Annotated in this window: 25 protein-coding genes and 3 tRNA genes; 14 read left to right on the top strand and 14 right to left on the bottom strand. The window is 66.5% G+C overall.

Annotated elements, in window-relative coordinates; genetic code table 11:
* Positions 1-11 precede the first annotated feature (11 nt).
* A complete protein-coding gene (locus tag ACFTSF_RS03955) occupies positions 12-944 on the bottom strand; it encodes a LysR family transcriptional regulator (protein WP_344153246.1) in 933 nt (310 codons plus the stop codon).
* 12 nt (positions 945-956) lie between these two features.
* On the bottom strand, positions 957-1,151 hold the full coding sequence (locus tag ACFTSF_RS03950; protein ID WP_344153243.1) for a hypothetical protein: 195 nt from the start codon (positions 1,149-1,151) through the stop codon (positions 957-959).
* A gap of 224 nt (positions 1,152-1,375) precedes the next feature.
* Here ACFTSF_RS03950 and ACFTSF_RS03945 point away from each other — a divergent pair, with 224 nt between their 5' ends.
* The 3 genes from ACFTSF_RS03945 (at position 1,376) to ACFTSF_RS03935 (ending at position 5,921) form a co-directional block, all read left to right on the top strand.
* Positions 1,376-2,185: a SigB/SigF/SigG family RNA polymerase sigma factor gene (locus ACFTSF_RS03945; protein ID WP_344153240.1), complete on the top strand. Its 810-nt coding sequence runs from the start codon at positions 1,376-1,378 to the stop codon at positions 2,183-2,185.
* Between the two features lie 20 nt (positions 2,186-2,205).
* On the top strand, positions 2,206-2,679 hold the full coding sequence (locus tag ACFTSF_RS03940) for a DNA polymerase ligase N-terminal domain-containing protein (protein ID WP_380152362.1): 474 nt from the start codon (positions 2,206-2,208) through the stop codon (positions 2,677-2,679).
* Between the two features lie 95 nt (positions 2,680-2,774).
* Positions 2,775-5,921, top strand: a complete 3,147-nt coding sequence (locus ACFTSF_RS03935) for a glycoside hydrolase domain-containing protein (RefSeq protein WP_380152361.1) — start codon at positions 2,775-2,777, stop codon at positions 5,919-5,921.
* Here ACFTSF_RS03935 and ACFTSF_RS03930 read toward each other — a convergent pair.
* The 5 genes from ACFTSF_RS03930 to ACFTSF_RS03910 form a co-directional block, all read right to left on the bottom strand.
* Complete coding sequence (locus ACFTSF_RS03930) at positions 5,918-6,544, bottom strand: nitroreductase family protein (protein WP_380152360.1); 627 nt, start codon at positions 6,542-6,544, stop codon at positions 5,918-5,920. The two genes, ACFTSF_RS03935 and ACFTSF_RS03930, sit on opposite strands and share 4 nt — an antisense overlap.
* Before the next feature lie 580 nt (positions 6,545-7,124).
* Positions 7,125-8,081 (bottom strand): penicillin-insensitive murein endopeptidase, encoded by a 957-nt coding sequence (locus ACFTSF_RS03925; protein WP_380152359.1) that lies wholly within the window; start codon positions 8,079-8,081, stop codon positions 7,125-7,127.
* Positions 8,082-8,164: 83 nt separating this feature from the next.
* Entirely contained in the window at positions 8,165-8,782 is a 618-nt protein-coding gene (locus tag ACFTSF_RS03920) for an L-threonylcarbamoyladenylate synthase (protein WP_344153226.1), read from the bottom strand.
* A 9-nt stretch (positions 8,783-8,791) separates the two neighbouring features.
* Positions 8,792-9,979: a S41 family peptidase gene (locus tag ACFTSF_RS03915; protein WP_380152358.1), complete on the bottom strand. Its 1,188-nt coding sequence runs from the start codon at positions 9,977-9,979 to the stop codon at positions 8,792-8,794.
* A 53-nt stretch (positions 9,980-10,032) separates the two neighbouring features.
* Positions 10,033-11,445 carry a PLP-dependent aminotransferase family protein gene (locus ACFTSF_RS03910; RefSeq protein ID WP_380152357.1) on the bottom strand — a complete coding sequence of 471 codons (1,413 nt, stop codon included), beginning with the start codon at positions 11,443-11,445 and terminating at the stop codon, positions 10,033-10,035.
* Positions 11,446-11,510: 65 nt separating this feature from the next.
* Here ACFTSF_RS03910 and ACFTSF_RS03905 point away from each other — a divergent pair, with 65 nt between their 5' ends.
* The gene (locus ACFTSF_RS03905) at positions 11,511-12,554 is read left to right on the top strand and encodes a Gfo/Idh/MocA family protein (RefSeq protein WP_380152356.1); all 1,044 of its coding nucleotides are present in this window, start codon (positions 11,511-11,513) and stop codon (positions 12,552-12,554) included.
* Positions 12,554-12,877 carry a cupin domain-containing protein gene (locus tag ACFTSF_RS03900; protein WP_380152355.1) on the top strand — a complete coding sequence of 108 codons (324 nt, stop codon included), beginning with the start codon at positions 12,554-12,556 and terminating at the stop codon, positions 12,875-12,877. Before ACFTSF_RS03905 ends, ACFTSF_RS03900 begins: the two co-directional genes overlap by 1 nt.
* 1 nt (position 12,878) lies before the next feature.
* Here ACFTSF_RS03900 and ACFTSF_RS03895 read toward each other — a convergent pair whose 3' ends face one another.
* Together ACFTSF_RS03895 and ACFTSF_RS03890 are read right to left on the bottom strand one after the other, a co-directional pair.
* Positions 12,879-13,445, bottom strand: coding sequence for a class F sortase (locus ACFTSF_RS03895; RefSeq protein ID WP_380152354.1), 567 nt, complete (start codon positions 13,443-13,445; stop codon positions 12,879-12,881).
* A 74-nt stretch (positions 13,446-13,519) separates the two neighbouring features.
* Positions 13,520-14,281, bottom strand: a complete 762-nt coding sequence (locus tag ACFTSF_RS03890) for a DUF4397 domain-containing protein (RefSeq protein WP_344153209.1) — start codon at positions 14,279-14,281, stop codon at positions 13,520-13,522.
* A 213-nt stretch (positions 14,282-14,494) separates the two neighbouring features.
* Between ACFTSF_RS03890 and ACFTSF_RS03885 the strand changes: the two genes are divergently transcribed.
* The 3 genes from ACFTSF_RS03885 (at position 14,495) to ACFTSF_RS03875 (ending at position 17,610) form a co-directional block, all read left to right on the top strand.
* On the top strand, positions 14,495-15,187 hold the full coding sequence (locus tag ACFTSF_RS03885) for a hypothetical protein (protein ID WP_380152353.1): 693 nt from the start codon (positions 14,495-14,497) through the stop codon (positions 15,185-15,187).
* Positions 15,188-15,223: 36 nt separating this feature from the next.
* Positions 15,224-16,690 carry an MFS transporter gene (locus ACFTSF_RS03880; protein WP_380152352.1) on the top strand — a complete coding sequence of 489 codons (1,467 nt, stop codon included), beginning with the start codon at positions 15,224-15,226 and terminating at the stop codon, positions 16,688-16,690.
* Between the two features lie 86 nt (positions 16,691-16,776).
* A complete protein-coding gene (locus tag ACFTSF_RS03875; protein ID WP_380152350.1) occupies positions 16,777-17,610 on the top strand; it encodes a type II CAAX prenyl endopeptidase Rce1 family protein in 834 nt (277 codons plus the stop codon).
* Here ACFTSF_RS03875 and ACFTSF_RS03870 read toward each other — a convergent pair.
* From ACFTSF_RS03870 to ACFTSF_RS03860, 3 genes are all read right to left on the bottom strand, one after another.
* Complete coding sequence (locus ACFTSF_RS03870) at positions 17,541-18,350, bottom strand: M23 family metallopeptidase (RefSeq protein WP_380152349.1); 810 nt, start codon at positions 18,348-18,350, stop codon at positions 17,541-17,543. The genes ACFTSF_RS03875 and ACFTSF_RS03870 overlap by 70 nt on opposite strands.
* Positions 18,351-18,434: 84 nt before the next feature.
* A complete protein-coding gene (locus ACFTSF_RS03865; protein ID WP_380152348.1) occupies positions 18,435-19,160 on the bottom strand; it encodes a DNA alkylation repair protein in 726 nt (241 codons plus the stop codon).
* Positions 19,157-19,900 (bottom strand): SDR family oxidoreductase, encoded by a 744-nt coding sequence (locus tag ACFTSF_RS03860; protein ID WP_344153191.1) that lies wholly within the window; start codon positions 19,898-19,900, stop codon positions 19,157-19,159. The genes ACFTSF_RS03865 and ACFTSF_RS03860 overlap by 4 nt, the downstream gene beginning before the upstream one ends.
* Before the next feature lie 243 nt (positions 19,901-20,143).
* Between ACFTSF_RS03860 and ACFTSF_RS03855 the strand changes: the two genes are divergently transcribed.
* Positions 20,144-20,494, top strand: a complete 351-nt coding sequence (locus ACFTSF_RS03855) for an STAS domain-containing protein (RefSeq protein ID WP_344153188.1) — start codon at positions 20,144-20,146, stop codon at positions 20,492-20,494.
* Positions 20,495-20,596: 102 nt separating this feature from the next.
* On the top strand, positions 20,597-21,325 hold the full coding sequence (locus tag ACFTSF_RS03850) for a polyprenol monophosphomannose synthase (protein ID WP_380152347.1): 729 nt from the start codon (positions 20,597-20,599) through the stop codon (positions 21,323-21,325).
* Positions 21,326-21,374: 49 nt separating this feature from the next.
* On the opposite strand, the gene ACFTSF_RS03845 is transcribed toward ACFTSF_RS03850, so the two are convergent.
* Together ACFTSF_RS03845 and ACFTSF_RS03840 are read right to left on the bottom strand one after the other, a co-directional pair.
* Complete coding sequence (locus ACFTSF_RS03845; RefSeq protein WP_344153182.1) at positions 21,375-21,725, bottom strand: metallopeptidase family protein; 351 nt, start codon at positions 21,723-21,725, stop codon at positions 21,375-21,377.
* Positions 21,726-21,741: 16 nt separating this feature from the next.
* Positions 21,742-22,665 carry a LuxR C-terminal-related transcriptional regulator gene (locus tag ACFTSF_RS03840; RefSeq protein ID WP_344153179.1) on the bottom strand — a complete coding sequence of 308 codons (924 nt, stop codon included), beginning with the start codon at positions 22,663-22,665 and terminating at the stop codon, positions 21,742-21,744.
* Positions 22,666-22,792: 127 nt separating this feature from the next.
* Between ACFTSF_RS03840 and ACFTSF_RS03835 the strand changes: the two genes are divergently transcribed.
* From ACFTSF_RS03835 to ACFTSF_RS03820, 4 genes are all read left to right on the top strand, one after another.
* Positions 22,793-23,953: a hypothetical protein gene (locus tag ACFTSF_RS03835; protein WP_380152346.1), complete on the top strand. Its 1,161-nt coding sequence runs from the start codon at positions 22,793-22,795 to the stop codon at positions 23,951-23,953.
* 124 nt (positions 23,954-24,077) lie between these two features.
* Positions 24,078-24,150: transfer RNA gene (locus ACFTSF_RS03830), tRNA-Glu, on the top strand.
* Between the two features lie 59 nt (positions 24,151-24,209).
* Positions 24,210-24,286 (top strand) — tRNA-Asp (locus ACFTSF_RS03825).
* A gap of 45 nt (positions 24,287-24,331) precedes the next feature.
* A tRNA-Phe gene (locus ACFTSF_RS03820) sits at positions 24,332-24,407 on the top strand.
* Positions 24,408-24,946 lie beyond the last annotated feature (539 nt).

Here is a 24,946-nt window from a genome sequence, read left to right as displayed (position 1 = left end):
CGATGGCAGGATCAATCCTGTTGATGCATCTCCGCACCCAGCGAGGTCCCCGGGGGCTGCTTGAGATGCGTACTCACCAGACCGAGCAGCGCCCTGAGAGCGGCCGTCGGTTTCCGCTTCCGCAGGGTCGCCATGTAGAGCGACCACTGGAACGTCTCGTCCACAATCGGTACGACGCGCACTGCATCGAGCCCGGAGACGGCGTACTCAGGCAGGATCCCGAGGCCGACCCCCTGGGCCAGAAACTGAACCCCGTTCTCGATACCAAGCGCTTCGACGACCACCTGGCGCTCGATCCCGGCGGCCTCGAAGGTCTGGTCGATCAGCGTCCGCGTCCCGAATCCCGGCGGGAAGTCGACGAACTCCTCGTCCGCGAGGTCCGCTACCCGGACGGATCGCCGCCGGGCCAAGCGGTGCCCGACCGGGACAGCCAGCACCTGCGGCACCCGGAGCAGCTCCCAAGTGGTCAACTCGCGCGGCACACTGCCCTGCGGTACACCGAGGAAACCGATATCGATATCGCCATTACGCAACGCGACCATGATCCCAGCGGATCCTTCGGCGTTCACTCTGAGTTGCAATTCGACATTCGGATAGCGGCGACGGAATTCGGCCGCCGCGGCCGGCAAATCGATCAAACCCAACCCCGGCAACAGTCCGACTCGCACCGATCCACGCAAGCCGGCCCCGAGTTCGTCGACGACATCCCGGGCACCCTGCACCGCGTCCATCACCGCGAGCGCCTCCGGCAGCAACGCCGTACCGGCTTCGGTCAGGACCACGCGCTGCGCGTTCCGCTCGAAGAGCGTGACCTTCAAGTCCCGTTCAAGGGCCGCAATCGCAGCACTCACTGCACTTTGGACGACATGCAGCCGACGAGCGGCCAAGGTGAAGCTGCGCTCGTGCGCCACCGCCACGAAGTATTCCAGCTGCCGCAGTTCCACTCCGGCAGTCTGTCACTCCGCGGGACGGACCGCCTCGCGGTCGACCCAGACCAGGTGCCCGTGGTGGCTGACCAGGACCTCGTTGGCGCGGCGGCCGAGCTCGTGACCGGCGACCCAACGGCCACCGACATGGATCTGGACGTCACCGGTCGTGGCGGCGTCGGTAGGTGCGGAGGAACCTTTGGCCGGGGAAGAGGCGAGAGGCATAGCGACCTGACTTCGTGACAGGGGCGGAGATCGAGGGTGGCAGCGACAAGACTACAACCGCATTGTGACGCCGCGTTAGCGATAACTCGGATTGATCACGAACCTGAGGCGGTAACCGCCGAGAGGATGCATAACGGGGCCCGAGTGGGGTAGGAATGAGGTGCAAGGTCCTGACCGTGGTCCAGACATGTGCCGCGCCGTGACTCACGTCGCGAGGTCAGAACATGAACACCACCGCAGTCACCACCAGCTCCGCCCGGCATCGTGCAGATCAGCGCGACAGCGAGGCGCAGGCCCTGCTCAGCCGCCGGGCCGCCAGCACCGACGAAGACTTACGTCAACAACTTCTCGATCAGGCGATCGAGCTGCATCTGGGCGTCGCCCACAGCATCGCGTCGCGGTTCCGCAACCGCGGTGTCGAGGCCGACGACCTGGACCAGGTCGCCTACCTCGGTCTGGTCAAGGCCGCCCGTAGTTTCGATCCGTCGACGGGTACGCCGTTCCTCGCGTACGCCGTCCCGACCATCCGCGGCGAGGTGAAACGGTACTTCCGGGACTGCTCCTGGACGGTCCGGATCCCGCGCCGGCTGCAGGAACTGCAGGGCTCGATCGCCTCGGTCCGCCCGCAGCTCATCCAGGACCTGCACCGGGAACCGACGCAGGCCGAGCTCGCCGCCGAAATAGGGGCCGAAGTCAACGAAGTGGAGGACGCGATCGCGGCCGACGGCTGCTTCTCCGTGCTCTCCCTGGACCGTCCGCTGGACGGCGATTCCGCGACCCGGCTCGGCGAGACGATCGCCGACGAGGACACGGCGTTCGAGCAGACCGAAGCGGTCGCCGTACTGGCGCCTGCCCTGACCATGCTGAAGCCGCGCGAGCGTAGGATTCTGGAACTACGGTTCGTCGAGGGGCAGACCCAGGCGGACATCGGCGCCGAGATCGGGGTGAGCCAGATGCAGGTCTCCCGACTGCTCCGGGGCATTCTCGAGCGGCTCCGCGACCGGCTCGAACCCCCTGCGGCAGCCGCCGCTTGAGCCACCGGCCGATCTTCGTAGTGCAGCTGCACGACGCTCGAAGACTGCACTACGACGTCCGGCTGGAGGTCGACGGCGTCCTCAAATCGTGGGCGGTCCCGCGTGGGCCGTCCCTGGATCCGGTGGTGAAGCGGCTCGCTGTCTTCACCACCGATCACGATCTGGAGTACGCGTCGTACGAGGGTGTGCACGCGGACAGCAAGTACGGCAGTGGCGCCGTCATCGTCTGGGATGCCGGCGTCTACACGAACCTGACGCCGGGGAGTGCCGCCGACGCGATCTCGAATGGTCACCTGAAGGTGCGGTTGCACGGGGTGAAGCTCTCTGGGGCGTGGGCCTTCACGCGGACCGGCGAGGACTGGCTGCTGGTGAAGGTCCGCGATGACGACGCCGATCCATCGCGCGATCTGACTGTTTCCGAGCCGCGGTCGGTGCTGAGTGGTCTAACCATTGAGGAGATGGCCGCCTCCCGGCCCGGCGGTCAAGAGACCTGACCGATTCTGGCCAGCTGTCCTGCCTTGACCGGGTATAGGGCGCGACCGAGACTGCTTGCGTAGTTCTGACCTTCCTTGCCGCCCGGAGGACATGAATGCGCAAAATTGCCGTTGCCCTCTCCACCGTCGTACTGACCGCGCTGCTACCGCTGCCGGCTCAGGCGGCGCCGCCACCGGTCTGGACCCACAATTCGTCCGACCGCCTCTTCCCCTATGCCACCCGGCCGGCCGGCGCCCCGACCTCGATCGACCTGTACGCCGCCCGCAACGAGACCGAGGCCGCCCAGATCGCGGTCCGCCCGACCGCGTCCACATCTGGCGTCTCGGTTGCCGTGAGTAACCTGACCGGCCCGGGCGGCGCGACCCTCTCGGACATCACAGTCCGTCGCGAATACCTGCACCCGAATGTCTTCCAGGCTCCGGATGCCGAACGCGAAGGCACCGGTTCGCAGTACTACGACGCGCTCGTCGAGAACACTCCGCGGACCCTGGCGGCCAACGTCACCCAGCCGTATCACTACAGCGTGCGCGTGCCCACCGGCGCGACACCCGGCGTCTACACCGGTACGGCGACCGTCCAGAGCAGCGCGGGGAATACCGTCGTACCGGTTCGGCTGACCGTCGCGTCGGCCACTCTCCCGCCGACGAACCAGTCGACGTTCAAGCTGAACAACTGGACTACCTCGGCAGGTTGGGACTACACGGGGACGATCCAGGCGATTCCGCTGCAGTACAACGTGCAGATGTTCGACGAGAACTGGTGGCGGGTGATCGAGGCGATGGCCCGCAACCACGCTCGGCACCGCAACAACGTGGTCTTCGCGGACTTCCAGGCGCTGCTGATCCCTCATACCACGATCGATGCTGCTGGCAACTATACGTTCGGCTGGGAGGCGTTCGACCGGTTCATCCAGATCTATAAGGATGCCGGTGCGCTGCAGTGGATCCACACGCCGCACTTGCTGATGACCAGCGATCCTGGGGCCGGTCTGCCGAACCGCCTCGAGATGCTGAAGCGTGCCGCGAACGGATCCACGCAGATGGTTCCGGTCAACTCGGGTTCCGCGGAGGGGACGGCGTACCTGAACAAGCTGTTCCCGGCGCTCAAGCAGCATCTGGACGCCAAGGGTCTGACCGACATCTTCTACATGAGCGCGAACGACGAGACGACGCGGACCGAGGACACCAACGCGGCGAACTGGATGTACGAGATCTACCGCAAGTACTTCCCGAACCCGAAGCTGAACGAGGCCGAACTGGCCATCCAGAACCCGACCGCGACCGTCACCGCGAACACCCCGATCCTCGATCTCTACGAGAACAACGTCGGGCACTTCCAGACCAAACGCCTTGCTGGTAACGAGTTGTGGATCTACAACTGCATCGGGCCGCGCGGTCCGTACCTGAACCGGTTCCTGATGTCACACCTGGTCAAGACCCGGCTGACGCCGATGCTGGCCTGGAAGGCGAACGCGGTCGGGTATCTGCACTGGGGGTGGAACTACTGGTTCGGCACGCTGGGGCAGAAGTTCGACACCTTCGACGGGGCGCAGAACGGCGACAACTTCATCGTCCGGCCGAACGCGCCGGCGTACGACGTCTACGACAGCATCCGCAGTGAGGCCCAGTTGGACGGGGTCGAGGACTACGAGCTGTTCACGCAGTTGGCCGCGACCAAGCCGGTGCTCGCTCGCGCGTTGGCCAACTCGCTGCTGACGAACTCGTTCACGCTGGACAAGTCGGGGGTCGCGGCGGACGCCGTACATCGTCAGGTCTTGGATGCGTTGGCGTCTGGTGGGCCGGATCAGGTGTATCCGTACGCCGATGACTTCGGCGCCGGATCGCAGTCGTGGCAGTCGAACGCCGGGTCGTGGTCTGTTTCGGGTGGAGCTTTGGTGCAGACGGATACCGGTGGTTGGAACCACGTTGCCGGTCTCGAGGGGCGCGCGTACGGCGATGTGTCGGCGAGCGTCGACCTGCAGATTCGCGGCGTGAATTCGAATGGTGGCAACACGAACTGGGCCGGGCTGGTGGTTCGCAACCTGAACCCGACCGACTTCGAGAGCGGCTATCTCGTGGCCCAGCGCAACAATGGCGAGGTCTTCGTCTTCAAGTCCGGTACGACGCTCGGCAAGGCCCAGGCGGTCGGCTACGCACCCGGTCAATTCAACCGCCTCCGCGTGGTTGCGCGCGGCAACAAGATCACCGTGTACGCCGGGACTGGTGCCGCGCCGGTGCTGACAGTCACCGACTCCTCGTTCACGGCCGGGGGTATCGGTCTCGCGAGTGGCGGGGTGAACGTGGCCTTCGACAACGTGCGGCTCAACCCGGACGTGAACCCGGCCGAAGGCGGTGCGGTTTCGGTCTCGTCGTCGTACGACAATGACGGCTGGCGCGCGATCGCGGCCGTCGACGGACGCCGTACGTCGGACGCCAGCTCGATGGGATGGACCTCCGCTGCCGCGGCCAACGCGACCGACCAGCAGACGTTCAAGGTCGATCTCGGCGCTGCGCGCTCGCTCGGCCGGGTGGACCTGTATCCGCGGGCCGACGGGGCCAACGTGGGCGTCGGCTTCCCGATCGACTACGACGTACAGGTTTCGACGGACGGATCGTCGTGGAGCACCATCGGCACACGATCCGGCCAGGCCAGGCCTAGCGGCGTACAGTCCTTCGACTTCCCAGCTCGCAGCGTGCGCTACGTGCAGGTGATCGGTCGTCGGCTGGCCCAGGACCCCTTCGGCACCTACCGAATGCAACTGGCCGAGGTCGAAGTTGCCGGCGGCAACTTCGCCGCCGGGCGACCAGTGACCTCGTCGACCTCCTCGGAGTTCGTTGGCGAAGGCTGGCTGCGAGCCAACCTGACCGACGGCGCCCGCCAGTCGCGCCTCTGGAACTCAATGGGCTGGACCAGCGACTCCGTCCCCGCCAACTCCCCACAATGGGTCCGCGTAGACCTCGGCGGCCCTTCCCGCATCGGCAAGGTCGACCTGTACGCACGCTCCGACGGCTCCAACACCGGCGGCATGTTCCCGGTCGACTACGTCGTCGAAACGTCCACAGACGGGGTCAACTTCACGCCGGTCGCCACAGCGAACGACGTACCGCAGCCCGGCTCCAGCGCGGTGACCCACACCTTCCCAACCACCACAGCCCGCTACGTGCAGGTCCGCGGAACCGAGCTGCGACCAGAGGGCGAGGGCACCTACCGAATGCAACTCGCCGAACTCGAAGTGAGCTAGAACGTGTCCACGTGGATGACATCGTCGAGTGACTGCCGCGCAGCAGGCTTGAACGTGTCCCCCGTGTAGTAAGCAGTCGGAAGCAGCACGGACTGCCGGATCTCCTCCGGCAGTCCGAGCAGCTCCTGAATCTCCTTCTCATAAACCATGTGCAGCGTCGTCCACGCCGTACCAAGTCCCCTCGCTCGCGCCGCCAAGCAGTAACTCCAAGCCGCGGGCAGAATCGACCCCCAAGTCCCCGACTGATTCCCAGCCGGCAACTTGCTCACCTGCAGGCAAGGCAGCACCAGAACAGGCACCTGCCCCATCCGCTCCCCCAGATAAGCCACGCTGTCCCCAACCCGCCGCTGCACCGGCCCCCGCTCAGGATCATCCGCGTGCAGCTTCCCCGCGGCCCCCTCGCTGGCCAAATACTGCTCAACCGCCAGCCGGTAGTACTCCCCGATAGCAGCCCGCTTCTCACCATCCGTGACCACCATCCAATGCCACGTCTGCCGATTACTCCCCGAAGGCGCCTGCACCGCCACCTCAATACACTCCCGAACCAGCTCCAACGGGACTGGCCGGTCCAAGTCCAGCCGCTTCCGGACGGTCCGCGTAGTAGTCAGCAGTTCATCAGGCATCAAATCCAAGGTCTCCGTCACACCCCCTTTCTACCTCGCCGCCTGAACATCAACAGGAGGTACTCGTATACGTAGACCTCCACGCCCGCAGGCAGCCACCCGCGCGACCGCCGTCGCATACCTATACGTCCTGTTCTTGGAGCGACGGCTCAGCAGGTACAGAGAGAGTTGGGGTGGACCTGCCCCACTCACCAACCCGCTCCCCAGCCGATCCAGGCAGCCGCGCCAAGCGTGAACCCAGCAGCCCACCCAGAGTTCGACGGTCCGCCCCCTCCCCGGCTCACCCATTCGGCAGGGTGGCTTCGCTCGACGCGCCACCAACAGCATCCCCTCGCTGACTGTGGGGAGAAAGCCGCCGGTAAACGATGGACAACGACACGGAGATCACACTCGACCTCCCACTCCCCACACTCGCCGATCACCTCCGGATATCTGCCAAGCAACCCCTCCTGGAGGAAGTTGCGCTTCCTGCAATGTGTCGGCAAGGACATGTAGTAGCCATCTACGTAGCCGGCGGCGCCCGCCGAAGTCAGCCGCGCGAACGGCATCGCGTGCCACCACTACGTGTCCCTAGCGACAGTCAGCAGGTGTACAGGGAGTTGGGGTGGACCTTTTCGCAGAAGCGGACGTGGAGGTGGTTGTCGTGGGCGGGCCACTCGGTGGTGAGGCCTTCGTTGATCAGGGTGGGGTCGTTGAAGAAGATGATGCGGACGTGGCCGGGGGCGGCGGCGCGGATTGCCTGGACCAGTTGGCGGGTGGCGGCGCGGTCGTAGGTGGTGGACTGCCAGGTGATGCGGCCGGCGCTGCACTGGCCGTTGTCGGTGCGGATGGGCCAGATGTCGATGTCCAGGCCGACCTCGTGGCTGCCGTGGCCGGGGATGTCGCCGCCGTGCTCGTAGCCGGCGTCGCCGTACGGGACCTTGCCTTGGCCGGTGGATGCGAAGGAGCGGGCGGCCTGTTCGAGCTGCGCTACTGCGGCTGAGGTGGCCCAGTTGGCCGCCGTACCGTTGCCGTCGGGGTCCTGGTCGCAGAGGTTTGCGGTGAAGTCCGGGTAGTCGTAGTGCCAGGCGAGGTTGCGCCAGGTGATCGGGCCGACGATTCCGTCGGAGCCGATCCCGGCGTGGGTCTGGAAGGCGGCGACTGCGTCGCGGACCGCCGTACTGAAGACGCCGTCGACCGGGAGGCTGAGGCGGCGCTTGGCGTTCAGCTCGACCTGGAGTGCCTTGACGGCCGCGTTGTTGTCGCCGGAGCGGAGGGTTGGGGCGAGGGCGGCCCAGGTCTGTGGGCCGACGATTCCGTCGGTGCCAAGGCCCTTGGCGGTCTGGAACGCCTTGGCCGCGTCGACTGTCGAGGCGCCGAAGACGCCGTCGGCCGGGGTGCTGTGGCCGTTGTGCTGCAGCAAGTACTGGATCGCCAGTACGTCGGCGCCGCGGTTGCCGCTGCTCTGAGTCGGAAAGAAGGCGTTCGCGTACGCGCCGGCACTGGTCGGAACGAGGGCGAGAGCCAGGGCGAGGAGTACGACCAGGAGACGTCGCATGGGAGATCCTCCGGGGGCGGTCGAAGAAACTAAATTACGGTCCTTCGCCACAATCCGGCATCAATTACCTGCAGCGCAAGCCCTCACTCGAAAGGTGCCGGGTCCCCCGCGCCGACCCGGACCACCTCGGCGACGTCGTCGGAGAAGTCGATCACGGTCGTCGGCTCGACGCCGGTCTCGCCGTCGATCACGCCGTCGACCTGGTTGTCGAGCTCTTCCTTGATCTCCCAGCCCTGGGTCATCGGCTCCTCGTGCCCGGGCAGCAGCAGCGTGCTCGACAGCATCGGCTCACCGAGCTCCTCGAGCAGCGCCTGAGTGACCACATGGTCGGGGATCCGAACGCCGACCGTCTTCTTCTTCGGGTGCAGCAGCCGCTTCGGAACTTCCTTGGTGGCCGGCAGGATGAACGTGTAACTGCCGGGCGTGGCCGCCTTGATCGAGCGGAAGACGGCGTTGCTGATGTGCACGAACTGCCCGAGCTGGGCGAAGTCCTGGCACATCAGCGTGAAGTGGTGCTTGTCATCCAGTTGCCGGATCGATCTGATCCGGTCGATCCCGTCCTTGTTCCCCAGCGCGCAGCCGAGAGCGAAACACGAGTCGGTCGGGTAGGCGATCAGCCCGCCGCCGCGGACCAGGTCCATGACCTGGCCGACCGCTCGCTTCTGGGGATTGTCCGGATGCACATCGAAATACCTGGCCACCCGCCGAGCCTACCGCCGCAGCTCCCGCAGAGCCGCCTCGAAGGTGCTGGAGTCGAATGCAGGCGTCGCGCGGTGCGGCGGCAGACCGACGCCTTCGTAGTTGCGGCCGCTCGCGCTGACATACCGCTCAGCCGGTACGGCGATCAGCCAACCGTTCGGCAGCGTGCGGATCATCGTGTCCGAGAACGCCCCTTGCGTGCTCTCGCCGTACCGGATCGGGCGCGGACTGCGGCCGTCCAGCGCGAGGGTGGTCGACTCAGCCGCGCTGACGGTCGCGCCGGAGGTCAGTACGGCGATCGGTCCCCGGTACGACGGCCTGCGGCTCGGGTGGACACGAATCGACTGCGGTGCGGTGACCAGCGTGCTCTTGCGATAGGCGACGTACGGCTTGTTCGTGAGCCGCGACGCCAACCGCAGGCCGAACGGATCCGAACCGCCCGGGTTCACGCGCAGGTCGATCATCAGTCCTAGCAGGGGTTTGCGGAAGATCGTGTCGAGGGCGTCGTCCAGATCCTCGTCGAAGCTGGTGATGCGGAGATAACCGATCCGGCCGGGCAGGTCGGCGTACTGAAGGCTTCCGTACGACGTCAGTTTCGCGCCGCGAAGGTCTTTGTGGATCAGGGCCTGGGCGCGGGCTTCGAGTTCGTCGGAGGGGAGTTCGGTTCCGGGGCGGACTCCGCTGTAGGCGTGCTCGGGTGAGCGCAGGCCGACGTGGGCGTCGCCGAGTGGTTCGAGCATGCCGGCCATCAGTTCGAAGAGCTTGTCGTCGGAGATGCCGTCGTGGATGAGCGGGCGGACACGGGCTCGTTCGACCTGCCAGTCCACGCCCTTGAGGCGAAAGGCCGGGTAGTTCTCGGCGTACGAGGCCCAGAAGACGTCGAAGACACTCAGTGGATCGCTGGGTGTCTCGACCGCACATCGCGCCGGCAACGCAGGTCGGGGACGGAGTCGGATCGTGCCCACGCTGCCGTCCACCTGGAGGCTGTGCGGGCTGATCCGGTAGCGGGAGTCTTCGGACTCGAAGACGCCTGGCCGTACTTCGGTGGCGGTGTCAGAGGGTGCGCAGCTGACCTTGGTGAGGTCGTAGAACTGCGCGGTACCGTTGCTGATGGCAACGGCAATGTTGTAACCGTCGGTCTGGTAGACGCCGTCGAGGCTGAGCAGGGCGGCAACGGCCGCCACGGTTGCAGTGATCATGACTGGAATGCTCGGCGCGCTCCCCCATCTGTGGGAACGGATCGCCGCCAGGATCAGGGGTTCACTCGGGCCGCATCGGTGGGGTTCCCGACGACTTCCGTCGCTACCCGACTCAGCCTTTCGATACCTTCGCGCAGCGTTGCCTCGGGCAGCGTGAACGGGATCCGCGTGTGGTCATCGGACGAACCGAACACCGCGCCGGGCAGCAGCGCGACGCCGTACCGCTGTGCCAGCTGGCTCCATTGCGTGGCGGTTCCGTGCGGCAGGCGGACCCAGAGCGATGCGCCCGCTGCGGGCTCCTGCCAGGTGCAGTCGGGGAGGTGCTGCTGCAGGAGATCGGTCAGCGTGCGCAACTGCACCGGCAGCGTCGTACGGCGTTCGGCCACCGCGTCCTCGTAGTGATCGAAGAGCCGCCGGGCCACCTCTTGAGCGACCAGCGAGCTGCCGAGATCGCTGATCCCGCGCACCTGGGCGAGTCGCGCGACCGTTTGCGGCGCACCGCGGATCCAGCCGAGGCGCAGGCCGCCCCAGAACACCTTGCTGAGCGAGCCGATCGTGAGCAGCCGCTCGTGTGTGCCCAAGGTCGAGGGTGTTGGCGCGAACGCCGTACCGGCGAGTGAGGTGTCGTCGACCAAGATGAAGTCGTACCGATCGAGTAGCCGGGTGAGGCGGCGACGGCGATCGGCTGTCATCACCACGCCGGTCGGGTTGTGACCGGACGCCTGCACGTAGACGAGTCGCGGCGCCTCGGTCACTAGCAGCTTCTCCAGCGCATCGACATCAAGACCGGCGCTGTCCAGAGCGACCGTGCACAGTCTGCTGCCGGTCCGCGAGAAGGCATCCAACGCTCCCCGGTACGTCGGGTCCTCGACGATCACGCGATCAGCCGGCTGGAGGCAACCGCGCGCAACCAATTCCAGCGCCTGCTGGGCTCCCGCCGTGACCAGGATGTCATCCGATCCGCCGTACCAGCTCGCAATCCGCTCACGCAGCGACGGCAGGCCTTTGAGGTGGTAGCCATGATGCGTGGTCGTCAACTGCAGGTAGTCGTCCCGCGTCAGGCTCGCGGCCACGTCGGCGACGATCCCAAGGCTCGGCAGCGCAGCCGTCATGAAGTCGATGGTCGCGGGCGGTCCATCGAGGAACTGACTCGCCGCGTGATCACCCGCCAACTCGCGGCTCGACACGGTATGCCGGGCGTGCGTCCGGACCCTGGTTCCGCTGCCACGCCGCCGCTCGAGCAGACCGCCGGCCTGCAACTCCTGGTACGCCGCGACGACCGTCGTACGGCTCATCGTGAGTGCCACGGCGAGCGCTCGTTCGGCTGGCAGGACCGCACCCGGCGGAAGTTCGCCGCGATCGATCAGCTCGGCCAGGCCCTCGCTCAACCGCCGATAGAGCGGACCTGTCGGCGTACCGGTCCCTACCAGCATGCGGGTCAGCTGATCGGTGGTGATCCTGTGCATTCGAGGTCCAATTCCGGCGAGGTGGCTCTGGAGATCATCGCACCGGCCGGGTCAGGGTTGACCCCATGAGCGTCACCTATCAGTTCGAGTACGCCGAGCGGCTGCGCTGCGCATTCATCGGCGCCGGCGGGCATTCGTATCGCAACGTCTACCCGGCCTTCCAGTACGCGCCGGTCGAGCTCGTCGCGATCTGCGATGTCGACCTCGACCGCGCCCAGACCTACGCACGGGGCTTCGGCGCACCGACGGCGTACGCCGATCACCACGCGATGCTGGCGGCCGAACGACCCGACGCGGTCTTCATCGTCACGTCGTACACGGACACCGGCGACGTACAGGCGACAGCCTTGGCCGAGGACTGTCTGCGGGCCGGAGCGCATGTGTGGATGGAGAAACCGACGGCGGCCGGTATGACGCAGTTGGATCGGTTGCAGGCGGTTGCCGACGAGACCGGGCTGACCGTGATGACCGGGCTGAAGAAGATCTTCACTCCGGCAATCGAGAAGGTGGCGGCCATCCTGCGCGATCCTGCGTTCGGACCGGCCAGCTCGATCGCGGTGCGTTATCCGCAGGCGCTTCCGGCGCCGGCCGATCGGTCCGACGACGTCGCGATGATCGGGTTTCTCGACCACATCTTCCATCCGGCCGCGATCCTCACCTATCTGATGGGTCCGGTACGGCGGCTCAGTTACGAATGGGAGCCGCGAACCGGGGCCTCGGTGTCCAGCCTGCTGTTCGAATCCGGAGCGATCGGGTCGCTGCATCTCGCGGCCGGTTCGGCACCCGGTGCGCCGCTGGAGCGGGTCGAGGTGATCGGCGACGGCGCCCACGTCGTGGTGGACAACGGCGTCCGACTGACCTACTACCGGCGCGGCGTCGAGCTGCCGTACGGGCGATCGGCGTCGTTCATCGCCGATGACGAGGTCGCCCCGTTGCACTGGGAGCCGGAGTTCTCGCTCGGACAGCTCTACAACAAGAACCTGTTCTACCTCGGCTATGTCCCGGAAGTCGTGCACTTCTGCGAGAGCGTACTGGCCGGAAAGCCAGTGCAGAAAGGGACATTGGCCGATGCCCGGATGATTCTCGACCTGTACGAAAGGTACCGATGATGATCGAGGAACAACCGTGGGGACGGTTGGAGTGGATGGTGTCCGGTTCCTTGGGCAACTCCACGACGATGACGGTCGGGCGCTGCTACATCCGGCCTGGCGAGCAGAATCCTCGGCACTATCACCCGAACTGCGACGAGGTTCTGCATGTCCTGCAAGGGACGATCGAGCACAGCGTCGACGATTCACTTGTCCGCATGGGGCCTGGTGACACGATCAGCATCCCGTCCGGCCGCGTTCACAACGCGCGCAATCTCGGTGACGACGAAGCGATCTTCGTGATCGCGTTCTCGAGTCCGGATCGGCAGGTCGTTGGCGAATGACCTACTTCGCCAGGCCGACTGCGGTCGCGGTGACGACCAGGTTGTCTTCGTAGCCGCCGTTGTCGGCGTCATAAGCGCCGGTGCAGGTGATCAGGACGAGCCGATGATCGCCGGTCTGGTCAAAGGCACCACTGCGGGTCGCCAAAGCGTCCTTCGGGACCGAGACCTTCGAAACAACCCGGTACGTCGCGCTTCGGCCGGCACCACGCAGTACGACGTACTCGCCGGGCTCGGCCTGTCGTAGGCGCGCGAAGAATCCGCGACCCTCGGTCTTGGTGTCGACGTGACCGGCCAGAACGATCGAGCCGAACGGGTCACCGGCCTGGGCACCGCCGTCCCACCAACCGACGCGTTGCGCGCCGGACGGCACTTGCAGCTGGTCCTTGACCGTGCCGGCCGGGACGACGGGTGCGCGGGCGCCGCCGGGCAGCACCACCTCGGTCGGTACGAATCGGATGCGCTGGCTGGGAGCCGGCGTACCGACGCGGCCTGGTGGGACTTTGCCCGTGGGCGTGAGCTCGAGAGGGGTGGACGACGCAGTTCCGCCGCCCACCCCGACGCTCGGCACAGCTCCGTCCGACTGCGCGGCGCACCCCTCCAGGCCCACGCAGCAGCACACCAGCAGCCCGAGCAGCAACCTCCTCAGCGGCGTTTGACCCTTCTGACAGTGATCGCTGTGGCCAGCAGGAGCAGCAGGGCGACACCGGCCAGCGTTGCGGTCTGGTCGGGCCCCTCTCCGGTGTTGACCACCTTCGGCTTCGGGGATCCGGTCGGGCGGAGTTTGATCTCGCCGACCGCGACCGTCATCGTCTTCTGGCTCGGTGCGCCGACCGCGAAAACCCGGGTCAGATATCCGGCCTTCAGCGGCAAAGCCAACGGCCCGAGAACAACAGGTGACTTTGCACCGGCAGGCACGATCTCGACACGGTAAGTGGCCGCCGGAACGACTACGTCGAGTGATTCTCCGTTCGCAACATTCGCGAACAGGACTTGTCCGTTCACCCGGATGTCGGCCGGGCCGACCGCGGCGGTGTGCGCGACCCGGACCGCGGCCTTATCGGCCGGGACCGCATTCAGCTTGTTGTTGTACGACGTGATCACGGGCGCGCCACCCGGGGAGGCCGGCTGGTGGATCACGACGTCGAGACTGCCGCCGGAGGCGACCGTCACCTTGCGTTCGATGACGACCTTTCCGCCTTGTTTCGCAGTGATTGTGCGCTGCCCGGCGGAGACGCCGAGCGGGCCGATCAGCTTGGCGGCCGCTACCTTCGTGGCCACCTCACGACCGTCGATGCTGATGTCGAGACTCCGCCCGGGCAGCCCCTGGACGATGTAGACATTGCCTCCGGCGGCCCCCTGCGCCGGCACCGCCAGGACGGCCGGAGCCGCCACGATCGCCAGCACCAGAATTACCGGACCTGGTATTCTCGAAAATACCGCCCGGAGATGTTCGGATACGCTACGTTTCCACATTTCGCCCCCTGGATGTTCGCGTTCACAGTGTCCCCACACAATTGCCGAGAATCGGCGAATTCCGGCGTATCGTAAGCGCAAACAGATCCGGCCGCCAGAGGCAGTGCGCCCAACCGGATCCGTTTCCTTGGGGGGCGATGCGTGATGCCACATCGCAAACGAACGTTGGTCTTGGCTGCGCTGATCCTGGCGCTCGGCGGATGTTCCGGGGAGCCCGAACCAGTGCCACCCAGTCCGGGAGTCGGCGATACCGAGGCCATTCCACCGCCGGGTCAGTCGGAAACGCCCGAGACGCCGGGTCCCGGCGTCACCGCGCCGGGGATCCGGCTGACCGCCGTACCGCGGACTGACGGGTCGTTCGACATGGTCGAAGACGTGATGCTGTTTGCGCCGGTCGATGTGCTGCAGTTGCAGGTTCCTACTTCTGGGGAACAGTTGCCGGGGTTGATGACGAAGACCGCGCCACGCGCGTCCGACTTGCAGTTGCTGGCCGATGACCACGAAATCCCGCTCGACACAACCACGGTGGAGACCACTCGGGATCTGCCGCTGCCGTCGGCCGCCACGAAGATTCGGTTGACGTATCGGCTGACTGGTACGACGGTTCGCCGTACACCGCAGCGACCTGAGCGCGCCGCGGCCGCGTTGCGCCCGCTGATCATGCCCGCCGAGAGCACCTTGCCGACAACGGTTTCGGTGTCGGCCGGGCTGTTGAACGCGGTCTGCCCGTTGCTTCCGGAGACCCGCTGCGCGGTCGGCGACCCGCCTGCGCTGACGATCCGGCCGGACATTCCGGTCGCCGAGGCACTGGTGGTGATCCAGCTCGACCTGCCCTGATGTCGTTTTGTCCGAGGGGCCGCTTACTGTGAGTTCATGGCGGAGGAACGGATCGCATTGGGGACCGCGCGAGCGCGGTGGGTGCTGGCGGCGACGGCGCTCGGGTCGGGGATGGCATTCCTCGACGGCACGGTGGTCAATGTCGCGTTGCCCGCGATGGGCAAGGACCTCGGCGCGGACATGGCCGGTCTGCAGTGGATCGTCAACGGCTACATGCTGATGCTGGCGTCGCTGATCCTGCTCAGCGGATCGCTCGGCGACCGGCTCGGACGACGGCGGATGTACGTGATCGGCGTGGCCTGGTTCGCGGTGGCGTCGGTGATCTGCACGATCGCACCGAACCTCGAGGTGATGATCGCCGGGCGCGTTCTGCAGGGCATCGGCGGCGCGCTGCTGACGCCGGGCAGTCTCGCGATCCTGCAGACGACTTTTGCGCCAGGTGATCGCGGCAAGGCGGTCGGGACGTGGTCCGGGCTTACCTCGGTCGCGGCTGCCGTTGGGCCGTTCGTCGGCGGGACCTTGGTGGACAGCGGTTCCTGGCGGCTGATCTTCCTGATCAACGCACCGATCGCGCTCGTCACCATCCTCGTCACGATGCGGCATGTGCCGGAGACCCGCGACGAAACGATGGCCGGCAAACTCGACCTCGGTGGCGCAGGCCTGGCCACGATCGGCTTGGCCGGCTTCACGTTCGGGTTGATTCGCGCAGGTGAGAGCGGCTTCGGCAACGCGTCGGTGATCGCCAGTCTGGCGGCCGGGCTGATTGCCTTCGGTGTCTTCGTCGAGGTCGAGCGGCGCAGTTCGCACCCGATGCTGCCACCTGGCATCTTCGCCAACAGACGCTTCACCGGGGCGAACCTGGTGACCGTAGTTGTCTATGGCGCCCTCGGTACGGCGACGTTCCTGGTGGTCGTCTACTTCCAGACAGCCCTTGGGTACGCCGCAGTGTGGGCCGGGGCGGCCTTGCTACCGATGACCGCGTTGATGTTCACCCTGTCGGGCTATGCGGGTGGATTGGCGGAGAAGATCGGGGCCCGAATACCGATGACGGTGGGGCCGTTGCTGATGGCGGGTGGCTTCCTGCTGATGCTGCGGATCTCGCCTGGCTCGCAGTACGTGACCGCGGTCCTGCCGGCGGTCGTCGTACTGGGTCTTGGGCTGGTTGCGACGGTCGCGCCATTGACCGCGACCGTGTTGTCATCGGTCGAGGATCATCACGCTGGGATTGCGTCCGGGGTGAACAACGCGATTGCCCGGTCGGCGCAGTTGATGGCGGTTGCCGCGATTCCGATGGCGGCGGGGATCACCGGGGAGTCGTATCGGGATCCTGTTGCCTTTAGCAATAGCTTTCACCGGGCGTTGATCATCTCCGCGGTACTCGCCGTGGCCGGGGCGGTCATTGCGTGGACCACGCTCGGGGACGGGACCAAGCGCCGTACGGTGCAGGTCCTGCATCACCGGCATTGCGCGCTGGAGGCACCGCCGTACACGCACACCCGCTGATCGTTGGCCGACATGTCGACAAACCGGGATCTTTTTGACACGGTCGTGCGATATGGTCGGTGGCAAGCGACCTGGGGAGGTACGGGGTGAACGTGTGGTGGCGGGCGGCGTTCGGAGCCGCCGCGATGGGGTTTGCGCTGGGGTGCTCGATCACGGTGTCCGAGGCGGTGCACAACCGGTACGTGCCGGCGGTGGTGTGTGCGGTGGTCGCCGTACTGCTGATCCGGCCCTTCCGGCGGCGGCAGGAGCTGGGGCTGCGGAACGCGGCGCGCGGGCTGCTCAACGGGCTGGTGGTGACGGGCGGCAGCGCTGCCATCGTCCTCGGCGCGGGGACGCTCGCCGGATGGATCACCTGGGGCCGATTCGAACTGCATCGCGTGCTGTTGTTCCTGCTGACGAACACGATCATCGCGCTGCTGCTCGAGGCTCTGCCGGAGGAGCTCAGCCTGCGGGGTCACACCTGGAGTGCGCTGCGATCGCGGTACCGCGGGCTGCTGGCTGCCGTCGGGACCACCGCGTTGTTCCTGCTCGTGCCGGGGATCTCATCGGCGGTCCAGCTCATTCTCGGGACCATCTTCGAGCAGAACACCCAGGCGCTGAGTTTCGTCCCCCCGGGCGAGGACATCGCGTCGTACCTGTTCCTGCTGACGATCTTCGGGTTCACGCTGATCGCCGCTCGCGTGGCCACCGGTTCACTGTGGGCCAGTGTCGCAACACATCTGACCTTCCTCACGGTGAACCGGCTGACCGTTGACGGCGCCAAGCGGGACTCGGGGTGGTCGGCGAGCCTGGTCAGCCAGGACGTGCTGCTGCTCGTCCCGGCGTACCTGGTGCTCGCCGCCCTCGTCTACTACGTGCAGTTCTTGATATCGCGGCCGGAGTTGTCCTTGGCCTCGTCGTTGCCCCAGCGCGACAAGTAGTACGCCGAGACGTACTGGTTGGCCGGGCCGACGTCCAGGTCGGTCTTCAGCCACCACTTGTTGTAGCTGTCGCCGACGCGGACGACCGGGCCCTCGACCCGGCAGTAGACGTAGCTCGTGCCCTTCCTCAGGGTGCCGGTGCTGGGCTCGACACCCGGGCTCGCATACCCGGGGGCGTCGGCGAAGGTGTCGACCCAGAACTTGCTGTCCCCGGGACCGCTGCAGTTCGCGCTGGTCTCGAAGTGCTCGCCATAGCTCCACGTGATCGGGACCAGGTGACCGTCGAACGTGACCTGCTTGACGACGCCGTTCTGCTTCTCCTCGAAGTGCAGATGCGCCCCGGTCGTCGCGCTGCCCGTGTTGCCGACCAGCCCGATCGGCGCGCCCTGAGCCACCTCGTTGCCGACAGCAACATCACGGCGATCGAGGTGCAGGTAGCGGGTCTGCCAGCCGTCCGCATGGTCGATGACGATCATGTTCCCGGCGTCGGCCACGAAGGTCGAGACGCTGACCCGGCCGGCGGCGGCCGCGAGGACCGTCGTACCGCGGGTGTTCCCACCCGGGTCGACCATGTCGAGCTTCTCCTTGGGGTTGTGACCGCTGTGCGTGGCCGTCGTCCAGCGCAGACCGCACGGGATCGGCATCTGGAAGACCGGATCGGCGGCCATCGCCGTCGTCGGTACGGCGATCAGGCCGGCCGCGACCAGAATCGCCAGCAGGGCCAAACGGATGAGCTTCATGGGGCGGACCTCTCAGAACTCGGGTCCGCTCAGCGTAGATCCGCCGTACGGGGTGAAGCAGTCCTTTCGAGCCTGGCCGAAGTGTTAGCGCCGCGCGCGGTAGCTCGCTCGTACGTCGGCTGGCAGCCGCTCGATGGCGTAGCGGAGCATGGTCCGGGGCATCGCCGGTGCGTGTTCGTCGAGGAAGACGCGGAGCTCCTCCTCGGACACCCGTTTGCCGGCCTCGCGCAGCATCCAGCCGGCCGCTTTGTGGATCAGGTCCTCGCGGTCATCGAAGACTTCGGGCGCGAGGTGGTAGATGTCCTCGCTCTCACCGCGTCTGATGAACCAGTGGGTCGCGACGAGGGCGATGCGGCGCTCCCAGAGCGACTCCGAGTGGACCAGATTCGTCAGGACGTCCCGTGGCTTGTCGAGCAGATGGCCGCCGACGATCTCGGAGGCGCTGCAGTCGACCAGATCCCAGTTGTTGATGTACGCCGTGCTGCGGAGGTAGAGGTCGTAGATCTCTGGCCGCTCGTTGCCTTTGTTCCGGCTGGCTCGGTCGGCGAGCAGGCAGAGGATGGCCAGCCTGTGCTCGTGGATCGGGCTGGTCAGGGCTTGCTCGAGATCCTCCAGCGGGATCGCGGCTCGGGCATACGGCTTGAGCAGTCCGCGGATCGTGGAGAGCTTCACGCCGGCCATCTGATCGCCGTACCCATAGCCGCCCGGCTGGAGCTGGAAGTAGCGCTCGAGGACCTCGGCGACCTGGGGATCCGCGGCGTCGTCGATCTCGGCGAGCAGCGTGGCCGCGGTCAAAGTTGCCGCGGTCATATCAGCATGCCGCCGCTGGCACGGAGGTTCTGGCCGGTGAGCCAGCGGCTGTCCGGTCCGGCCAGGAAACCGACGATGTCGGCGATGTCGACCGGCTGACCGACCCGGGCCAGGGCGGTCACGCTGACCAGCATGTTCTGGACCTCGGGCGGATTGTTGTCGTAGAACATCTCGGTCGCGGTGGCTCCCGGCGAGACCGAGTTGACGGTGATGCCACGAGCGCCGTACTCGCGGGCGGCGATCTTCACGAACTGCTCCAGCCCGGCCTTGCTGGCGGCGTACAGGGCGACGGTCGGGACCGGCATCGCCGTGTTGAGTGTCGAGAGCGCGATGATCCGGCCGCCGTCGGGCAACACCTCACCCGCGCGCTGGATCGCGAAGAACGGACCACGCAGGTTGGTCGCGAACAACTCGTCGTACATGGGCTCGGTGACGTCCGCAATCGGCGAGATCGTCGCCAGCGCCGCGTTGCAGACGAAGATGTCCAGTGTGCCGGTCGGCTCAAGCGCTCGCTCGAACAACTCGGGCACCGCGGACACGTCGGCCTGGTCGGACTGCACCGCGATCGCCTGACCGCCGGCCGCCTTCACCTCGGCGACCACATCGGCCGCCTTGGCCTCGCTATTCAAATAGGTGAATGTGACGACGGCACCGTCCGCCGCCAAACGCCGTACGATCGCGGCACCGATGCCTCGCGAACCGCCGGTGACCAGAGCTGCCTTGCCGTCGAGTACGCCCATGTTCTTTGTCTACCATCCGGCGGGGACAGTCAGCATCGTCGTTACAGGGCTTGACTTTTCTGGTAGCGCTTACAACGGGGTGGTCACGCTCCGGGGTTAACCGTCGGGCAGGCGTTGTGACGTTAAGCCATCGGGGCATACGGTTGCCCCAGGGCAGTACAACCCGCCAGGACGGACCGGCGGCCAGGACTACCCGGGGGAGAGACCGGCGTGACAAGCCAGCCTGAGCCGCGGGACGGCGAAATGATCAGAACGACGTTCGACGCGGTCACCGAAGAGCTGGAGCCGGGCGTCCTGCTCGTGCGCCTGTCCGGCGAGATCGACATCGCCACCACCGACTTCGCTTCCGAATCGATCCGCGCCGCGGTCGCACCACCGGCGAGGCTGGTGCTGATCGACGTCTCGGCTGTCACGTTCCTCAGCTCGGCCGGCCTCGGGAACCTGGTCGAGGCGCGCACGCTGGCTGGCCGGCACAACATCACCCTCGCCCTGGTCGGCGTCGGTCGCCCGGTCGATCGGCCGCTCGCCGTCACCGGTCTGGGCGGGCAGTTCCGCATCTTCGCATCGGCTGCCGAAGCCCTCGCTGAGCTCTGACTTCCGGGGGTTGCCGGTGGCAACACCGGCCTTCGGCGTACCGCGTTCATGGTCTCGACCGTTAGGTGCGGTAGCGTCCGGTATCCCCGAAGAAGGAATGGCATGGGTGACTTAGCCAAGATCGTGATCGTCGTACCGACCTACAACGAGCGGGAGAACCTGCCTGTTCTGGCCGGGCTGCTGTCCGACCTGAACCTGCCCGGGCTCGAACTGCTGGTTGTCGACGACAACTCCCCCGACGGTACCGGTGACGTCGCCGACGAACTGGCGAAGGAGTCGCCGGACAAGGTCGGCGTACTGCACCGCACCACCAAGGACGGCCTCGGCCGCGCGTACATCGCCGGGATCACCCGCGCGCTGAACGAAGGCGCCGACATCGTCATCCAGATGGACGCAGACCTCTCGCACCCCGCCTCGGTCATCCCGCTGATGGTCGAGACCCTGCGGACCACCGACGCCGGCCTCGTGATCGGCTCCCGGTACGTCGAGGGCGGCTCCGCGGCCGCCGAGTGGGGCTGGCACCGCCGGGCGCTGTCGGCCTGGGCCAACTTCTACGTGAACGCCCTACTGCGGCTGCACGTGAAGGACGCCACCGCCGGCTTCAAGGCCTGGAAGGCCGACACCCTGCGCTGGATCGACGTCGGCTCGATCGAGAGCAACGGCTACTCGTTCCAGGTCGAGATGAACTACCGCACGGTGAAGCGCGGCCTGCGCATCGCGGAGGTCCCGATCCACTTCGAGGAGCGCACCGAGGGTGTCTCGAAGATGAGCCTGCGGGTGCAGCTCGAGTCGGCCATGATGCCCTGGAAGCTGCTCTTCAGCCGCTCCTGAGCGTTCTGTTGACCGCCGTACGACGTTCGCGCCGTACGGCGGTTTTGGCCTACCCGTAGCCCAATTCGTGCAGCCGCGCGTCGTCGATCCCGAAGTGGTGCGCGATCTCGTGGACCACCGTGATGTTCACCTCATCCACGACGTCCTCGACGGTCTCGCAGATCCGCAGCGTCGGATTCCGGTAGATCGTGATCCGGTCCGGCAGCACGCCGCCGTAGTAGTGCCCGCGCTCCGTCAACGGGATGCCCTCGTAGATCCCGAGCAGCTCGCGGTCCCCCGGCGGCGGGTCGTCCTCCACGAAGATCGCCACGTTGTCGATCAACGCCGCGAGCTCCGGCGGCACCTCGTCCAGCGCCTCGGCCACCAGCACCTCGAAGTCCGCCCGTGTCATCTCGATCACATCACCAGCGTAGTGACTACAACCAGCCCTGCCTGCTGGCCTGAACGCCGAGCTGGAACCGGGTCTGCGCACCCAGCGCTTCCTGGAGCCGCCCGATCCGCCGGGCGATGGTGCGTTCACTGACCCCGACCTCGCGCGCGATCGACTCGTCAGTCAGGCCCGCGCTCAGATAGGTGAGCAGCCGCTTCGTCTCCAGGCTCGGTCCGGCGTCGACGTCGTTCAACTCGGTGGTGTTGGTGATCGGTACGGCGATCCGCCACAGCGCCTCGAAGATTCCCTCGAGACCCTCGAGCAGCGCCGATTCGTGGACCACCATCGCGACGAACTCCGGGCGGGCGTCTGGTGAGCGGGCGGCGACCAGGGCCCAGCGGTGGTCGACCAGGGTCAGGTTGAGCGGTACGCGTGGGAAGACCCTGGCCTGCTCACCCGCGTCGATGCACTCCTGGGCCATGTGGAGTGCGGCCTCGTTCTGCAAGACGTGTGCTCCGTAGATGACGTCGTACCGGACTCCTCGCTTGAGTGCGTCGAACAGGCCGGCCACGATCTGCATCTTGCGCGGCGCCATGATCGTGCCCATCGTCATCGCCCGGACCTGGTGCTGCGCATCGGTCTGTACCGAGTCGATCACGGACTGTACGGCGTCGTACGTGGTCAGGAGCTCCAGGTGGTCCTGCTTGCCGGAGGCCGCCCGCCAGAGGTCTGTGAGGACGTCCGCGCTCTCCCTTATGAGTGCGGACTGCTTCGCGTGCTGCTCAGCGAGCGCTTCCACGGCGAGCCTCGGCGGCCGGACGACGACCTCGCCACCTACGTGCTCGACAAGGCCCCGCGCGGCCAGTTCGTCGACGTACTGCTGTGCTGGGTGCTCTACGTGGTGCTGCAGGAGCTCTAGGTAGAGCTTCTCCGCCTCCGGCGAGAGGTCTAGTGCGCGGAGCGCGTCCATGCCTCTGTGTACCACTGGCGACAGGTTCCCGCCATGCCGGTTTCTGACACCACTGGCGTCTCGTGCACGCGCTCTCACCGGCAAATACTGACCGTGCTCTGTTCCCCTCGCGTTTCAGGAGACCCCGATGAGAAAACGCCTTGTCTGGCCGGTGGTGGCCGCTCTGGGCCTCACCCTCGGCCTCACCGCGCCGACCGGCGCTACCGCAGCACCGGCCTTGTCCCCTGCCTTATCCCCTGCCTTGTCCCCTGTCGCCGAGCAACTGCCGGCGCTGAAGGCACTCGCCGAGGCCGGACAGGCACGGCTCGGCCTGACTCGCAGTCCGATGCAGGACGCTGCACTGGCCGCGATCGACCCGACGCAGTACGAGTGCTCGGCCGCACCGCCGCCCGTACTGTCCGCAATCCTCCCCGACGCGACGAACTGGACCCCGGACCAGCGTCTGGCCGCAACACTCGTACTGATCTTCGACATCCCCATGGTCGATGCGGTCTACCTGCCACAGAGCGGCCCGTTCACATACGGCGCCGACGGTGACTTCACCGCCCAGGTCAACCGCACGGACCGCAGTCTGCGGACCTTCTGGGACATCCCGTCCGCCGGAATCGAACTGGTCCCCGCCCACGGCCACTCACTCCTCAACCCGGCAGTGAGCGCCCGCGTCCTCACCGCCCTGTACGGCGTCAACCCGGCCACGGCTCAGGCGGTCGGCGAACTGATCGCCGTACAGCTCAACACCCCAGCCCTCAACCAGGGCGACCTGCCCGTCTTCACCTTCAACGCCTACGCGGCCTCCGGCGGCGAGGTCATCCCCGGGTACCCCACAGCAGTACGCCGCATCGTCCTCGGCGACGGTGTCCTCGACGGCTTCGCCAAGGTCGGCCTGGGCGACGTGGCACCCCGCGCAATCCTGGCCCACGAATTCGGCCACCAGGTCCAGTTCGCCGACAACCTGATGCGCACCGACCTCCCCGCCCCCGAAGCCTCCCGCTGGGCCGAACTGATGGCCGACGCGTTCTCGTCGTACTTCCTCGCCCACGCCCGCGGCGGCGCCGTCCAGTGGAAGCGCGCCCAGCAGTTCAGCCAGGTCTTCTTCCAGGTAGGCGACTGCGGCTTCAGCGCCCCCGGTCACCACGGCACCCCCACCCAACGCATGCGCACTGCACTCTGGGCCTACAACGTCGCCGACACCGCCCGCCCCCAAGGCCACATCCTCCCCGCCCTCACCTTCCACAGCCTCTTCGTTGCCCACTACCCCCAGCTGATCGCCCCCGACGCCACCAGCTGACCAACCGCCCCGGACCGGTCCCTCTCACACCCGGTCCGGGGCCCTCCAGAACTCGTTTTGGAAGCTGACGAAACCTCCTCTATGCTTACGGCTGTCCCTGGAGCTTCGGCTCCCGCGGGTCCGAGTCCCCATCGTCTAGTGGCCTAGGACGCTGCCCTTTCAAGGCGGTAACGCGGGTTCGAATCCCGTTGGGGATACGGTCGAAAGACCAGTGTCAGAACCACCTCGAAGATGCTGTAAGATCATCGAGAAACCTGGCCCAGTAGCGCAGTTGGTTAGCGTGCCGCCCTGTCACGGCGGAGGTCGCGGGTTCGAGTCCCGTCTGGGTCGCCAGGAGAAGGCGGCGGTGTAAACACACCGCCGCCGAACTTTCTCCCCGGTCAGGTAGCTCAGCTGGTAGAGCGTCCGCCTGAAAAGCGGAAGGTCGGCGGTTCGAGACCGCCCCTGACCACCACCACCCTCCCCGACACCGGTGAGGGTTTTCTTTTGGGGTTTTATCTTTCCCCAGCGTGCTACGCGTTCGCTCCCTCGTCGCTCCGCTCCTCACCCGCGCCCACTACGCGCGCACCCGCCCACCCTCGGCGGTGCGTGCTATCGCGCGCTCCTTCCCCTGCCGCACGCCGGCGCTCCCTCCCGGCACTCGGCTAATGATCTAGGCATCGAACAGGAGAACCGGTCCAGGCTCGTCAGATCCAGCCACAAGCGGGTGGAGTCATCTGGTGGATCAACCTGGACTCCTCGACACGCTAAGTCCAGGTTATCTGCCTAACCTGGACTTACAGCAGCGCTAGTCCAGGTTAGTTGCCCAGCTGAGTGTCGGTGTCGAGAGTCAGTCGTCCAGCCACTCTGCACCTGTGGTGTCGCAGTGGTAGCCGCGGTGGTGGCCCTTGGCGCAAGGACGACCAGTCATCGGGTTTTCACCGTCGCAAAGTTCAGCGGGTCGCAGGGTCGGCCAACCGAGTCCTGCGGGCGTCGGACGAGTAGGCTCGCCGC

This window comes from Kribbella sp. NPDC056951 (genome assembly GCF_042674205.1).
GTDB classification, from domain to species: Bacteria; Actinomycetota; Actinomycetes; order Propionibacteriales; family Kribbellaceae; genus Kribbella; species Kribbella yunnanensis.
This window is presented reverse-complemented; position numbering and strand designations above follow the sequence as displayed.

What these genes read in the sequence shown, in the direction of transcription:
- ACFTSF_RS03925 (WP_380152359.1), bottom strand. Translation starts at nt 8,081, where the DNA reads ATGCGACGTCTCCTGGTCGTACTCCTCGCCCTGGCTCTCGCCCTCGTT.
- ACFTSF_RS03935 (WP_380152361.1), top strand. Translation starts at nt 2,775, where the DNA reads ATGCGCAAAATTGCCGTTGCCCTCTCCACCGTCGTACTGACCGCGCTG.
- ACFTSF_RS03900 (WP_380152355.1), top strand. Translation starts at nt 12,554, where the DNA reads ATGATCGAGGAACAACCGTGGGGACGGTTGGAGTGGATGGTGTCCGGT.
- ACFTSF_RS03860 (WP_344153191.1), bottom strand. Translation starts at nt 19,900, where the DNA reads ATGGGCGTACTCGACGGCAAGGCAGCTCTGGTCACCGGCGGTTCGCGA.
- ACFTSF_RS03870 (WP_380152349.1), bottom strand. Translation starts at nt 18,350, where the DNA reads ATGAAGCTCATCCGTTTGGCCCTGCTGGCGATTCTGGTCGCGGCCGGC.
- ACFTSF_RS03945 (WP_344153240.1), top strand. Translation starts at nt 1,376, where the DNA reads ATGAACACCACCGCAGTCACCACCAGCTCCGCCCGGCATCGTGCAGAT.
- ACFTSF_RS03905 (WP_380152356.1), top strand. Translation starts at nt 11,511, where the DNA reads ATGAGCGTCACCTATCAGTTCGAGTACGCCGAGCGGCTGCGCTGCGCA.
- ACFTSF_RS03840 (WP_344153179.1), bottom strand. Translation starts at nt 22,665, where the DNA reads ATGGACGCGCTCCGCGCACTAGACCTCTCGCCGGAGGCGGAGAAGCTC.
- ACFTSF_RS03850 (WP_380152347.1), top strand. Translation starts at nt 20,597, where the DNA reads ATGGGTGACTTAGCCAAGATCGTGATCGTCGTACCGACCTACAACGAG.
- ACFTSF_RS03910 (WP_380152357.1), bottom strand. Translation starts at nt 11,445, where the DNA reads ATGCACAGGATCACCACCGATCAGCTGACCCGCATGCTGGTAGGGACC.
- ACFTSF_RS03950 (WP_344153243.1), bottom strand. Translation starts at nt 1,151, where the DNA reads ATGCCTCTCGCCTCTTCCCCGGCCAAAGGTTCCTCCGCACCTACCGAC.
- ACFTSF_RS03865 (WP_380152348.1), bottom strand. Translation starts at nt 19,160, where the DNA reads ATGACCGCGGCAACTTTGACCGCGGCCACGCTGCTCGCCGAGATCGAC.
- ACFTSF_RS03835 (WP_380152346.1), top strand. Translation starts at nt 22,793, where the DNA reads ATGAGAAAACGCCTTGTCTGGCCGGTGGTGGCCGCTCTGGGCCTCACC.
- ACFTSF_RS03915 (WP_380152358.1), bottom strand. Translation starts at nt 9,979, where the DNA reads ATGATCACTGCAACCGTGGCGGCCGTTGCCGCCCTGCTCAGCCTCGAC.
- ACFTSF_RS03885 (WP_380152353.1), top strand. Translation starts at nt 14,495, where the DNA reads ATGCCACATCGCAAACGAACGTTGGTCTTGGCTGCGCTGATCCTGGCG.
- ACFTSF_RS03855 (WP_344153188.1), top strand. Translation starts at nt 20,144, where the DNA reads ATGATCAGAACGACGTTCGACGCGGTCACCGAAGAGCTGGAGCCGGGC.
- ACFTSF_RS03880 (WP_380152352.1), top strand. Translation starts at nt 15,224, where the DNA reads ATGGCGGAGGAACGGATCGCATTGGGGACCGCGCGAGCGCGGTGGGTG.
- ACFTSF_RS03930 (WP_380152360.1), bottom strand. Translation starts at nt 6,544, where the DNA reads ATGCCTGATGAACTGCTGACTACTACGCGGACCGTCCGGAAGCGGCTG.